Source organism: Leclercia sp. EC_58 (genome assembly GCF_019584355.1).
Taxonomy (GTDB): Bacteria; Pseudomonadota; Gammaproteobacteria; order Enterobacterales; family Enterobacteriaceae; genus Enterobacter.
On sequence record NZ_VDAM01000001.1, the window covers coordinates 3,551,088 to 3,563,609 of the forward strand.

The following is a 12,522-nucleotide window of genomic DNA, read 5'->3' on the forward strand; positions in this document are numbered from 1 at the left end:
CTCCCGCTCCTCTGCCATCAATTCGGTGATATCGCCAGGCCGCCCGCGCATTGCCCGGCGGCGCTTCGCTTGCACGGGCCTACAAAACCCGCTCTGCCACCTCCTGCAACGCATCCCGCTCCGCTCCCGCCAGTGTCTGCAACGGAAAAGGCAAACACGGCGCCGCAACTCTCCCACGCAACTCCGCCACTGTCGCAATCACCCGCAAGCTCCCGTATCGACGGAAGAATTCCCATAACGGCTCCAGCGCGCCGTTAAGCCGCCGGGTCTCCTCCACATCCCCCCGCAGCGCCGCCTGCGTCAACCGCAGGCAATAATCCGGGAAAAGTCCGGCCAGCACCGAGTACCAGACGTCGCACCCTGCCAGCAGACCGGCAGCCGACTGCGCATCACCGCTAATGCCAATCGTGACGCCCTTTGCTACCTGACGTTTCAGCGCCGCCACACGGGCTGCCGCGCCAGCCGGATCGGCTGGCAGATCGCCGAGCTTGATAGACCCCATGTTGGGTAAAAACGACAGCGCCACCAGCAGTTCATCATTAAATTCAAAGCCGCTGGTCGCCGGATTGTCGTAGATACAGAGTGGAACGGAAATTTCATCGCAGACGCGCTCGTACAGGCGGAACACCTCTTCCGCCGTCAGTTTTTGGTAACAGAGCGGGGCCAGCAGCAGGCCGCTCACCCCGGCCTTTTGCGCATCCTCTGCCAGTCTCACGATCTCTTCCGCGTTGACGCTGCCGATACTGGTCATCACCGGCACGCCCGCGGCGGCGCTCACCGCCAGCCTTGTGGCGGCAAAACGCTGCTCCCGGGTTAAGTAGGCGTAACTCCCTGTGGAGCCCAGCGCGCCGATGGAATTTACCTCTGCCGCTGCAAGCGCCTCAATCAACGCGCCAAAGGCTTTCTCATCGGGTTTCCCCTGCACCAGTGGGGTTAGGGGAAATGCACTCAGACCATTAAACATTTTGGATCCCTTTTAAAATTCAGCGGGCATATTTCCGCGAAGCAATAACACACAGAATGACACCCAGGGTGATAAACACCATCAACGGGCTCACCCTCTCATGTAACAGCGTGGCGGACAGCCCCAGCCCCAGAAACGGCTGCAACAGCTGTAGCTGCCCGACCGCCGCGATCCCGCCACGAGCCAGCCCTTTGTACCAGAAGATAAACCCAATCAGCATGCTGAACAGCGACACATAGCCGAGCGCGGCCCAGGCCGGAAAACCGATGCCGCTAAAGGATACAGGCATCATCAGAAGGGAGGCCACCACCATAAAAGGCAGCGCCAGGATCAGCGCCCAGCCGATCACCTGCCAGCCGCCTGTCTCACGGGTGAGCGCGGCCCCTTCGGCATAGCCCAGGCCGCAGACGATCACCGCCGCGAGCATCAGCAGATCGCCGGTCAGGGAGAGCGCCGCGCCCTGCGAAAGAGCAAATCCCACCACCAGCAGGCTGCCCAGCACCGAGAAGATCCAGAAGGCCCTGGCGGGGCGCTCCTTGCCGCGCAGCACGGCGAAAATGGCGGTCATCAGCGGCAACAGCCCGAGAAACACAATCGAGTGGGCGGTCGTGATATGCTGCAACGCCAGCGCGGTAAGCAGCGGAAAGCCGACCACCACGCCCAACGAGACTATCATCAGCGGCACAATTTGCGCGACTGGCGGGCGCTTCTCCCGTAACCCCACGATCAAGATCAGGGCCAGCCCTCCGGCAAGCGAGGCCCGGGCAAAGGTCAGGAAGAAGGGATCAAAGTCCTGCATCGCAATCCGGGTGGCGGGCAAGGAACCGCTGAAAATTACCACCCCCAGCAGGCCGTTGAGCCAGCCTGACAGCGCGTTTTTATCTACCGCAATATCCATTCCCGTTACCTTCCCGATCTTGAGCCTCTGTGGAGCGGATGGTAGTCTCGCCAATCTAATACAATCAAATTATTGTCATGGATACATTTGATGAAAGCCCGTTACAAAGGGATCGTGGATCGCTACGCGCAACTGATCCGCTCCGCCACGCTGACAGCAGGCACCCGCCTGCCCACACACCGGACGCTCGCCGCCCGGGAGCGTATCTCTCTCGCCACCGCCACACGGGTCTATGCCGAGCTGGAGAAAATGGGGCTGGTCAGCGGTGAAACCGGACGCGGCACCTTCGTCAGGGAGATCCTGTTACCGTCAGGTCAGGGAATCGATCAACATGCGATCGCCACCGATGTACTGGATCTGAATTTCAACTATCCCGCCCTGCCGGGCCAGGGAGAGCTGCTGCGGGAGGCGCTCAGACAGATTGCTGCCGCGGGAGAAATCGAATCGCACCTGCGCTATCAACCCCATGCAGGCAGGCAGACGGAGCGGGAGATTGTGGCCGCACACCTTGCCGGGCCGTACTTTCAGCCGTCGGCAGACAACGTGCTCATTGTGAACGGGGCCCAGCATGGCCTGACCATCACTGTTATGGGGCTGCTTCGGCCCGGTGACGTGGTGGCGGTGGATGCCCTCACCTATCCCGGCTTTAAGGTGCTGGCAGCACTGTATCACCTTGAGCTTATCGCTATTCCTGCAACGGAAACCGGGCCCGATCTGGCCGCGTTACGCCAGATCTGTCAGAGACGCCACGTGCGCGCCATTTACACCATGCCTACGCTGCATAACCCGCTGGGCTGGGTGCTGAACCGCGACCAGCGTCAGGCGCTGGCAAAGATTGCCCGGCAGCATGATCTGCTGATTATCGAAGACACCGCCTACGGCTGGCTGATCCGCCGTCCGCCACCGCCTGTTGCCAGCTTCGCGCCGGAGCGAACGGTCTGTGTCACCGGTTTTTCAAAAAACGTGGCGACCGGCCTGCGGGTCGGTGCGGTGGTCTGCCCGCCCGATCTGCGCCCGGCACTGGAGAGGGCTATCCGGGCCACCACCTGGAACACGCCATCGGTGATGAGCACGATGGTCTGCCACTGGATCCAGGACGGCACCGTAGCCCGCTTTGAAACCCTGAAAAGGCGCGACGCCCGGCTGCGGCAGCGAGTGCTGAAAGCGGCCCTGGGGGATCTATCCTGTATTACCCATCCCGACTCTTACTTTGCGTGGCTGCCGCTGGCAGAGGAAGCCCGGGCCGATCGGGTGGTGAAGGCGCTGATGGACCTCAACATCTCCGTCTCCACCGCGGAACCCTTTTCGATCTCCGGTACAGTGCCGCAGGCGATCCGGGTTGCCCTCGGATCGGTGCCGGTTGAGTCGTTACGCCACGCGTTGCTGCAGGTCAGAGCAGCCATTGAGCTTGAACAAAGCCGTTAAGACTTATCTCAAATTCCCTCAGAGTGGGAATTATTTTATGAATCTGTAAACACCTTTTATCACCCGAAAATTACTCGTCAGATATATAAGGGAGGCTAACTTATTTATTAGCGAGGATATATTTCCTGGAGCCGGTAAAAATTAAAATTTGTTAGCCTTGAACAAGCAAAAAACGCATCGGGAGGCTTATTGACGTTTGTTCCGTTCTGTCTACATTTATTTGTGCACGCATTTGAGGAAGTTAGTTTTCCTTAAAGTATTCTCAACGAAAAACTGGAGACAAGTTATGGCTAATCATCGAGGCGGTTCCGGCAATTTCGCAGAAGACCGGGAGCGTGCATCCCAGGCGGGCCGTAAAGGCGGACAGAGTAGCGGCGGTAACTTCAAGAACGACCCGCAGCGGGCATCCGAAGCGGGGAAAAAAGGCGGACAAAATAGTCGTGGTGGCGGACGCAAACCCGCAGCGTAATCCGCTGCGATATATTTTCCGCTAACCGCGATATGTCAGACAATATATTCATGGACGTACCGAGCGGCAATTTTGCCACACTATGCAAACGCAGCCCGATAAATTATACGGAGGTTAGAGTATGCATTTAAGACGCAGAGTTCGTAACGCACGCAATAATCATCGCACCCGTGATGATGTCGGCTGGATAATTCCGGAGGATGCGGAGTGTACCCGCTCACCGGATAGCGGCGGTCCGGCGCTCAATATCATCAGGGGCCGTGACGCTGACAGTGAAGTGAGGCTCAGTCAGCGTCAGTCTTACCTGGTCAACGCTATGGCGCACCGCGATCTGAAGTAATCAGCTGTTAAGTGATGCAACATTTGTTGTGCTTTGTTATTTGCCCGGCCTTCCCCGCCGGGTTTTTTTATGCCGTACGTAGCGACGCAGCGGCAGTCCGGCGGTCTCTTTCGCCCGTAATACTGTCAGGAAGGTGATCAAGGCGGCCGCCATGACAAACAGCGCGGGTGAGAGTGGATTGCCGCTCTTTATAACCAGCCAGGTCGAAAACCACGGCGTGATGCCGCCAAAGAACGCCACCGCCAGGTTATAGGCGATGGCGATACTGCCAAAGCGAATGCGGGTGGGAAACAGCTCCGCGATAGCCGCGCAGCTGGCCCCGTCAAAGGCGGCAATGCAGATCCCCAGCAGCAGCATCGCCAGTAGCGCGTAGACGATATCGCCCTGCGCCATCAATCCCATGGCAGGCCAGCTCAGGAGGATAAACCCCACGCAGCCCGCCAGCATCAGCGGCCTGCGGCCAAACCTGTCCGACAGATATCCCATAAAGGGCACCATCACCGCGACAGCCAACAGCCCGAACGTGGTAATAGTGTACGCCTGCGTCGTCAGAAAGCGCAGCTCCGTCGTCAGGTAGGCGGGAATAAAAGCCTGTAACATCCAGTGTCCCACCGCCTTGATCACCACAAAACCGATGCAGAAGCCCAGCGCGCGTCGCTCGGTGGTGACCGCCGTGTACAGCGGGGCCGCCTCCGTATTATTGCTTCTCTTTAAGGCCAGAAACTCGGGGGAGTCTTCAAGATGGGTGCGCAGGTAGAGGCCAATCCAGCCCAGCGGCCCGGCGAGCAAAAACGGAATGCGCCAGCCCCACTCATTCATCGCCGCCTCTCCCAGCACCGTGGTGAGCAGCAACACCAGGCCAGAGGCGGCAACAAAGGCCAGAAAGCCGAAGTTATCGATCCAGCAGGTAAAGTAGCCCCGGCGGTGGGCGGGGGCATATTCGGCCAGAAAGGTGGTGGCCCCTGCGCTTTCGCCCCCGGCGGCAAATCCCTGAATCAGCCGCACCAGCACCAGCAGCACCGTGGCGAGAAGCCCGACCTGCGAATAGGTGGGCAGCAGTCCGATCAGAAAGGTGGCGCCCGAGGTCAAAATGATCACGGTCGTCAGTACCTTGCGGCGCCCGATGCGATCCCCGAGGGAGCCAAACCACAGCCCGCCCAGCGGACGCATCACAAACCCGGCGCCAAATACCGCGAACGACGACAGTAACGCCAACGCCGGATCTTCAGCCTGGAAAAAATGCAGGCCAATAAACGCGGCCAGCGTGCCGTAAAGCCCGAAATCAAACCATTCGACAAAATGGCCGATGCCGGTAGCAAACAGCACTTTGCGCAGCTTACGGGACACAGGCACCCCTTAGCGTTTTTTCGGCATCATGCGCAGGAGGGTATTGTCTTTCCAGTAGTAGTGGTGAAGCAGCGCGGCAAAGGCGTGGATCCCGATAACGAAATAGCCCAGCTTCGCCAGGGTGACATGCCAGGCTTTCAGCGTGTCTACGAGGTCAAAATTGGACTCGGCGGCGTGCGGCATCCCCAGCCCGAACGCAAACCAGGTATTACCCCGGTTATACATCATCACCAGCCCAATCAGCGGCAGGGCAATAAACAGCAGATAGATGGCGAGGTGCCCCAGATGGGATAAGCCGGTATACATCGGTTTTGGCTTAGGCACGATTGGCGGTGCGGGATACTTAAGACGCACCAGCAGACGCGCGACCATCAGCACCAGAACAGAGATCCCGCAGGAGACGTGGATCATGTTGATTAGCGGGCGGTCGCTGCGCGGGAAAAAGCCGCGAAACTCCATGGCACAGTAGGCCACGATCACCAGCAGAAAAACCAGCCAGTGGATCGTGATTTGCAGGCCGGTGTATTTATTGCGCATAGTCTTTCCTGAACAGAAGGCTAAAAAACGTAAAATAACCCAGCTTCAGCTAAAAATTCATTAATTATTGTCCCCTATTTTTCAAAAACTTCCGTGCAGATGAGCCATCTTCAATTGCCTCGCTGGGCTTCATGGTCTAATCCTGGATGAGTTCATCGTCCCGTACATCACACAGGAGAAGATCATGAGTAAGATTGGCATTAACGGTTTTGGTCGTATTGGCCGACTGGTTCTCCGTCGGTTGCTGGAAACGCAGGACAGTAATAGCGTGGTGGCGATTAATGATTTGACGTCGCCGAAAGTGCTGGCCTACCTGTTAAAACATGACTCTAACTATGGCCCCTTCCCCTGGAGCGTCGACTTCACAGAAGACTCGCTGATCGTCGACGGCAAGTCCATTTCGGTGTATGCCGAAAAAGAGGCAAAACACATTCCGTGGAAAGCCGCCGGGGTGGATCTGGTGGTGGAGTGCACCGGATTCTACACCTCGCAGGAGAAATCCCAGGCCCATCTGGACGCGGGCGCCAAAAAAGTGCTGATCTCCGCCCCGGCCGGCGAGATGAAAACCATCGTCTTTAACGTTAACGACGACACGATCGAGGCCAGCGACACCATTATCTCTGTCGCCTCCTGCACCACCAACTGCCTGGCCCCGCTGGCAAAAGTACTGCAGGATTCCTTTGGCATCAAGGCAGGCACCATGACCACTATCCATGCCTATACCGGCACCCAGGCGCTGGTGGATGGCCCGCGCGGCAAGGATCTGCGCGCCTCTCGTGCCGCAGCAGAAAACATCATCCCGCACACCACCGGCGCGGCCAAGGCGATTGGGCTGGTGATCCCCGCCCTGAGCGGCAAGCTGAAGGGCCATGCCCAGCGCGTGCCGGTCAAAACCGGCTCCGTCACCGAGCTGGTCTCGATTCTGGAGAAAAAAGTGAGCGTGGATGAAATCCATCAGGCGCTGAAAAAGGCCACCGAAGGCAACGAATCCTTTGGCTATACCGACGAGGAGATTGTCTCGTCCGATGTGATTGGCACCCACTTTGGGTCGATATTCGATGCCACCCAGACGGAAGTCACCGAGGCGGGCGATGTCCAGCTGGTGAAAACCGTCGCCTAGTACGACAACGAATACGGGTTTGTTACCCAGCTGGTGCGGACCCTGGATAAGTTCGCTGCGCTGTAATTCCCCTGCGGACAGCCCGGCTGTCCGCAACCTGTGAAACTGTTCAGGTTTTCATTCCGTTAACCCTGCTATAACAAACGCTTTCCAGAGAGGGAGCGTTAACATGGAAGCACTCAGCCGCGAAACACTCGAACAGAATATGGCCCACGCCGTCAGCCGTTCGGTCACCTTTACCATTTGGCCCGATAATGAAGCCCCGGGCGCACAGACCAGCGACGCCATCTTTACCCCGGAACCCCACCATACCGGTACCTCCCACTTTGATCGCGCCGTCACCGGCATCCGCGCCCCGGAGATAACCGTCTATGCCCCGAACAAACCTAACGGGGTGGGCATCCTTGTGACGCCGGGCGGCTCATACCGCCGCGTGGTGCTGGATAAAGAGGGCAGCGCGCTGGCCTCCTTCTTTAATGCCCGCGGCTATACCCTGTTTGTGATGACCTACCGCATGCCGGGGGATGGTCATGAAGAGGGTGCCGACGCGCCGCTGGCCGACGTTCAGCGGGCGATGCGGGTGATTCGCGCCAGTGCCGGGGAGTGGAAGCTGGATCCGGCCCGTATTGGGGTACTGGGCTTCTCGGCGGGCGGGCACGTGGCGGCGAGCCTCGGCACACGCCATGACGAAACGGTATACGCCCCGCTGGACGCCGTCGACGAGTACCCTGCCCGTCCGGCCTTTATGGCGCTGGTGTATCCGGTGATCACCATGCGTGCCGAGCACCATCATTCGGGTTCGCGCCATGAACTGATGGGCGACAACCCTGGCGAGGATCTGATCCATCGCTACTCGCTGGAAGAGCGCGTCACCCGCGACGCCCCGCCGACCTTCCTGCTGCATGCCGCCGACGACCCGGCGGTGAAGGTTGAGAACAGCCTGGCGATGTTCAGCGCCCTGCGCCGTGTTGGGGTGCCGGTTGAGATGCATCTGTTCGAGCGCGGGAAGCATGGATTTGGCATCCGCGATGCCCAGGGGCTGCCGGTGGCCCTCTGGCCGGAGCTGATGATGAACTGGATTGCGACGAAGGTGTAAGCCTGGGGTGCCGGGTGGCGGCTTCGCCTTGCCCGGCCTACGTGTATGATGCTGTTTGCCAGTTTTGTAGGCCGGGTAAGCGCAGCGCCACCCGGCGTGTTTATCACGACTGCAAATAGACCACCTGGGTCTGCAGGTATTCATGCAGGCCGTGTTTACCATCCGCTCCGCCGATCCCCGATTTACGCCAGCCCGCGTGGAAGCCCTGCATCGCTTCAAAGTTCTCGCGGTTGATGTAGGTTTCGCCGAACTTCAGCCCTTTAATGGCCTTCATCGCCACGTTCAGATCCCGGGTATAAATCGAGGATGTCAGACCATAATCGCTGTCGTTGGCCATCTTCAGCGCCTCCTCCAGGGTGTCAAATACCACCACCGGCAGCACCGGTCCGAAGGTCTCTTCGTGCATGATGCTCATCTCCTGACGCACGTCCAGCAGCAGCGTTGGCGGATAGAAGTAGCCCTTACCTTCCACCGCTTTGCCGCCCAGCACCACTTTCGCCCCCTGCTCTACCGCCAGCGCCACCTTCTGCTCAACACGCTCCAGCGCCGCGGCGTTGATCAGCGGCCCCATGGCGATGTCGTTACGCTCGGCCGGGTTGCCAAACTGCACCGCTTTCATCGCCTCGCCCAGACGGTTTGCAAAGCGGTCGTAGATGCCCTTCTGCACATAGACGCGTTCGGCGCAGTTACAGACCTGCCCGGTGTTGATCACTCGGGAGTCGACAATCGCCTTCACCGCCAGCTCAAGATCTGCATCGTCCATCACGATAGCCGGGGCTTTACCGCCCAGTTCCAGGCACACTTTGGTGATGTTCTTCGCGGCGGCGGCCATGATCTTCTCACCTGCGGCCACGCTGCCGGTCATGCTGACCATCGCCACTTTCGGGTTGCCCGCCAGCTCCTGGCCCACGGTTTCCCCGCGACCCAGTACCAGGTTAAAGACCCCTTTCGGCAGGCCGATCTCGTCGACGATTTTGGCGAAGGCGATGGCGTTATTTGGGGTGAACTCGCTCGGCTTAATCACGATGGTGTTGCCGGTCACCAGCGCAGGTGCCAGCTTGCGGGCAATCAGGAAGAACGGGAAGTTCCACGGCAGGATACCAGTGGTGACGCCCAGGGCACGTTTGAACAGCAGAATGTTTTCGCCCGGACGATCGCTCTGGATAATTTCGCCCTCGTAGCGGCGGGCCCACTCCGCCATGTAGTCGAGATAGTCGGCGGTGAAGGAGACCTCAACCTCCGCGAGCTGCTGGATCTTGCCGCCTTCGGCCACAATCAGGGCGCTGATCTCGCTGGCGCGCTCGCGAATGCCTGCCGCGATTTTACGTAGCCAACCTGCGCGCTGGATGGCAGGCAGTGCCTCCCAGGTCTCCTGGGCGCGTTCGGCGGCGTCAATCGCCTTGCGGGCATCTTCGGCGCTGCCGTCGGGAATACGGGAAATGACCTCTTCGGTGCCTGGATTGATGACATCAATCCAGGCATCACCCTGCCAGGCTACAAACTGTCCATCGATATACATAGGATGTTGTACGGGTACTGTCATGACTCGCTCCTGTAATTACACTGTTTTTAACAAGTAAAATTATTGTTAAAAACTACAGTTCCCGATCCGCAATCCCAGCCTATCGCGCTGTTTTTGTGAGATATCTCATAAAAGAAACGGGTCAGCAGGCGTAAATCATTTCATCCCGACAACATCAGGTTGCCCGTTTGCGATGAGTTTCACGCAAACGGGCAAGGTTACAGCAGGGAGCGGCTCGCCAGCGCCTCGGTGAGAACGGCGTCATGACGCAGGATCTGCCAGGCCGCCTCCACCTCGGCCGGAATATCCACATGCACGATAAAATCGCGGCCAAGCGGACCGTAGCCATTGATGTCATCCCGCAGGCGCGGCAACTCACCCAGCACCAGCGACAGATAGCGCTCGACGGGCCACAGCCCCTCGCCGCCGCCGCGGAACACCAGGCCCTCATCACTGTTTTGCAGCTGCGGCACAATGCCGGGATGGCTGGTCCACGCCGGGGCATCTGGCTTATCGCGCCAGACGCGGGCAAAGGTCGCCATGGTCCGCCGCTGCATGGTCGGGTCCTGCACCACTATCCCGCGCGTCACCCTTAGCTGATGATGGAGGATCGTCGCGGCGCTGAAGCGGGCATTTTCACCGCAGTTGGTGGATTGATCTTCAACCAGCAACCGCTCCGGCGGAATATGCCAGAACTCCCGGGCGATCTCCGCCAGAATGGTGGCCTCGGCTTTGCCGGTGGTGCGCACCTTGTTATAACGCGGATGCTGCGCGATGGCGGCATATAAGAAGGTGGTGGAATGGCCTATCCCGCCGCTGATCAGCAGAGGAATGGCAAGCTCTGACGCCAGACGGCAGGCTGCGTCAATGGAGGGGATCACCGCATTACCGGCCAGCACCACCAGATCCGGCTGTAGCGCGGGCGGATTGTAAGGCAGATTGTCTTCAGCGAGCCAGGCCCCGACGGTATTGACCGCGGCCAGCGTTTTATCCGGCAGAGACGGGAAGATTGTGAGACTCATCGTTACCTCCTTCCAGCAAGTAAGTTAAGGGTAACGCGCGGGCCGTCGGTTAACAGAGGATCCCTCTGAAAGCGAAATCGGCAGTTACCTTATAAGAATAGTCATTAAACTGAAATAACCAGAAACGTCCAAAAATCAGGCGGTTGCACCTGCATTATATGCTGCAACTTAGGCCATTAAAAAAATTAAGCGCCAGAAATATCGCCATTAAAAGCAGTGATTGCTGCTTATTTCAGCGTGATCTGACCAGTTTTCCCTCGCCCTGCTTGCCAAAAGTAACAGCCCTCCCTAAGTTGCTTAACAATTCTACAACCTTTTTCCTTTCTGGGTTGCACCCGAAGCGCGCCGGGTGTCACCCGCTTCATCATCCACTGGGCGGGATCACGGTATGACACAACAACACGAAAGCAGTACCGCAGTTTTACGCAAAAATAAAAAGGTGCTGGTCGCCAGCCTCACCGGCAGCGCCATTGAATGGTTTGATTATTTTCTCTACGGCACAGCCGCGGCGCTGGTGTTCAACAAGATCTTCTTTCCGATGGTCGACCCGGTCATCGGCCTGATTTTGTCCTATCTTTCGTTCTCGTTAACTTTCTTTATCCGCCCCATCGGTGGCGTGATATTCGCCCACATCGGGGATCGTATCGGGCGCAAAAAAACGCTGGTGTTAACCCTGTCGTTGATGGGGGGTGCAACCGTGATGATTGGGCTGTTACCTACCTATGAGCAGATTGGCCTCTGGGCCCCGGCCCTGCTGATCCTGATGCGCATTATTCAGGGAATGGGAATTGGCGGCGAATGGGGCGGCGCCCTGCTGCTGGCCTATGAGTACGCGCCGGAGAAGCGCAAAGGCTTCTTCGGCAGTATTCCGCAGGCGGGGGTGACCATCGGCATGTTGATGGCGACCTTTATCGTCTCGCTGATGACGCTGTTCAGCGAAGAGGATTTCCTCTCTTGGGGCTGGCGTATTCCGTTCCTGCTGAGTTCGGTGCTGGTGCTGCTCGGCCTGTGGATCCGTAAGGATATCGACGAAACGCCGGAGTTTAAAAAGGTGAAATCCTCCGGCAAGGTGGCCAAAGCCCCGCTGCGCGATACGCTGAAATACCACTGGCGCGAAGTGCTGATCGCCGCCGGGCTAAAAGTGGTTGAGACCGCGCCCTTCTACATCTTCTCCACCTTTGTGGTCAGCTACGCCACCACCACGCTCAGCTATCAAAAATCGCAGGCGCTGGAGGCCGTGACCCTCGGGGCGCTGGTCGCCACCATCATGATCCCGCTGATGGGGCTGCTGTCGGATAAGGTCGGTCGCCAGCGAATGTATGCCGTCAGCGTCTTTGTCCTCGGCCTGTTTATCGTGCCGTGGTTTATGCTGCTCAACACCGGCACCACCTGGGGCATTGTGCTGGCTACCGTCATCGCTTTCGGTGTGCTGTGGGCACCGGTCACCGCGGTACTCGGCACCCTCTGTTCAGAAATTTTCACCGCCAACGTGCGCTACACCGGCATCACCCTCGGCTATCAGCTGGGCGCAGCCCTGGCGGGCGGCACCGCGCCGCTGATTGCCACCGGCCTGCTGGCGAAATATAACGGCGACTGGGTGCCGGTGGCCTGGTATCTGGCGGTCACAGTAACCATCTCCCTGATTGCGATCTTCTGTGCCAGCCGGGTTAAACGCGCCCCAGTCATTAATGCACAAACCCACGAACTCTGATCCCCGGGCGGCCAGCATTGCTGGCCGCTGTCATACTTACCGCTCACATTTGATTAACCCGCTATTATCAT

At 58.6% G+C, this 12,522-nt stretch carries 11 protein-coding genes and 1 pseudogene; 6 read left to right on the top strand and 6 right to left on the bottom strand.

The features are described from left to right. Positions 1 to 79: 79 nt before the first annotated feature. Together FHC51_RS17400 and FHC51_RS17405 are read right to left on the bottom strand one after the other, a co-directional pair. On the bottom strand, positions 80 to 964 hold the full coding sequence (locus tag FHC51_RS17400) for a dihydrodipicolinate synthase family protein (protein WP_220436202.1): 885 nt from the start codon (positions 962 to 964) through the stop codon (positions 80 to 82). Between the two features lie 19 nt (positions 965 to 983). After that, on the bottom strand, positions 984 to 1,862 hold the full coding sequence (locus tag FHC51_RS17405) for a DMT family transporter (RefSeq protein WP_220436203.1): 879 nt from the start codon (positions 1,860 to 1,862) through the stop codon (positions 984 to 986). A gap of 90 nt (positions 1,863 to 1,952) precedes the next feature. On the opposite strand from FHC51_RS17405, the gene FHC51_RS17410 reads away from it, so the two are divergent. From FHC51_RS17410 to FHC51_RS17420, 3 genes are all read left to right on the top strand, one after another. Continuing rightward, positions 1,953 to 3,287 carry a PLP-dependent aminotransferase family protein gene (locus tag FHC51_RS17410; protein ID WP_103822129.1) on the top strand — a complete coding sequence of 445 codons (1,335 nt, stop codon included), beginning with the start codon at positions 1,953 to 1,955 and terminating at the stop codon, positions 3,285 to 3,287. A gap of 286 nt (positions 3,288 to 3,573) precedes the next feature. Beyond that, complete coding sequence (locus FHC51_RS17415) at positions 3,574 to 3,756, top strand: general stress protein (RefSeq protein ID WP_103179772.1); 183 nt, start codon at positions 3,574 to 3,576, stop codon at positions 3,754 to 3,756. A 121-nt stretch (positions 3,757 to 3,877) separates the two neighbouring features. Then, positions 3,878 to 4,096, top strand: coding sequence for a hypothetical protein (locus FHC51_RS17420; RefSeq protein WP_103822130.1), 219 nt, complete (start codon positions 3,878 to 3,880; stop codon positions 4,094 to 4,096). Between the two features lie 36 nt (positions 4,097 to 4,132). Here the strand turns inward: FHC51_RS17420 and FHC51_RS17425 are convergent, their stop codons facing one another. After that, positions 4,133 to 5,449: an MFS transporter gene (locus tag FHC51_RS17425; protein WP_309236351.1), complete on the bottom strand. Its 1,317-nt coding sequence runs from the start codon at positions 5,447 to 5,449 to the stop codon at positions 4,133 to 4,135. A gap of 3 nt (positions 5,450 to 5,452) precedes the next feature. After that, positions 5,453 to 5,980 carry a cytochrome b561 gene (cybB, locus tag FHC51_RS17430; RefSeq protein ID WP_220436204.1) on the bottom strand — a complete coding sequence of 176 codons (528 nt, stop codon included), beginning with the start codon at positions 5,978 to 5,980 and terminating at the stop codon, positions 5,453 to 5,455. A gap of 184 nt (positions 5,981 to 6,164) precedes the next feature. Between cybB and gap the strand changes: the two are divergent. Both gap and FHC51_RS17440 read left to right on the top strand, forming a co-directional pair. After that, a pseudogene (gene gap, locus FHC51_RS17435) lies at positions 6,165 to 7,166 on the top strand (type I glyceraldehyde-3-phosphate dehydrogenase). 103 nt (positions 7,167 to 7,269) lie between these two features. After that, on the top strand, positions 7,270 to 8,196 hold the full coding sequence (locus FHC51_RS17440; protein WP_220436205.1) for an alpha/beta hydrolase: 927 nt from the start codon (positions 7,270 to 7,272) through the stop codon (positions 8,194 to 8,196). A 103-nt stretch (positions 8,197 to 8,299) separates the two neighbouring features. Here the strand turns inward: FHC51_RS17440 and aldA are convergent, their stop codons facing one another. Both aldA and FHC51_RS17450 read right to left on the bottom strand, forming a co-directional pair. Continuing rightward, a complete protein-coding gene (aldA, locus tag FHC51_RS17445; RefSeq protein ID WP_220436206.1) occupies positions 8,300 to 9,739 on the bottom strand; it encodes an aldehyde dehydrogenase in 1,440 nt (479 codons plus the stop codon). Positions 9,740 to 9,936: 197 nt separating this feature from the next. Next, a complete protein-coding gene (locus FHC51_RS17450) occupies positions 9,937 to 10,740 on the bottom strand; it encodes a YdcF family protein (protein ID WP_220436207.1) in 804 nt (267 codons plus the stop codon). Between the two features lie 388 nt (positions 10,741 to 11,128). Between FHC51_RS17450 and FHC51_RS17455 the strand changes: the two genes are divergently transcribed. Continuing rightward, positions 11,129 to 12,451, top strand: a complete 1,323-nt coding sequence (locus tag FHC51_RS17455; RefSeq protein ID WP_103179779.1) for an MFS transporter — start codon at positions 11,129 to 11,131, stop codon at positions 12,449 to 12,451. Positions 12,452 to 12,522 lie beyond the last annotated feature (71 nt).

Excerpts from the sequence above, each read along its gene's own strand:
- FHC51_RS17400 (WP_220436202.1), bottom strand. The coding sequence starts at position 964 with ATGTTTAATGGTCTGAGTGCATTTCCCCTAACCCCACTGGTGCAGGGG.
- FHC51_RS17405 (WP_220436203.1), bottom strand. The coding sequence starts at position 1,862 with ATGGATATTGCGGTAGATAAAAACGCGCTGTCAGGCTGGCTCAACGGC.
- FHC51_RS17410 (WP_103822129.1), top strand. The coding sequence starts at position 1,953 with ATGAAAGCCCGTTACAAAGGGATCGTGGATCGCTACGCGCAACTGATC.
- FHC51_RS17415 (WP_103179772.1), top strand. The coding sequence starts at position 3,574 with ATGGCTAATCATCGAGGCGGTTCCGGCAATTTCGCAGAAGACCGGGAG.
- FHC51_RS17420 (WP_103822130.1), top strand. The coding sequence starts at position 3,878 with ATGCATTTAAGACGCAGAGTTCGTAACGCACGCAATAATCATCGCACC.
- cybB (WP_220436204.1), bottom strand. The coding sequence starts at position 5,980 with ATGCGCAATAAATACACCGGCCTGCAAATCACGATCCACTGGCTGGTT.
- FHC51_RS17440 (WP_220436205.1), top strand. The coding sequence starts at position 7,270 with ATGGAAGCACTCAGCCGCGAAACACTCGAACAGAATATGGCCCACGCC.
- aldA (WP_220436206.1), bottom strand. The coding sequence starts at position 9,739 with ATGACAGTACCCGTACAACATCCTATGTATATCGATGGACAGTTTGTA.
- FHC51_RS17450 (WP_220436207.1), bottom strand. The coding sequence starts at position 10,740 with ATGAGTCTCACAATCTTCCCGTCTCTGCCGGATAAAACGCTGGCCGCG.
- FHC51_RS17455 (WP_103179779.1), top strand. The coding sequence starts at position 11,129 with ATGACACAACAACACGAAAGCAGTACCGCAGTTTTACGCAAAAATAAA.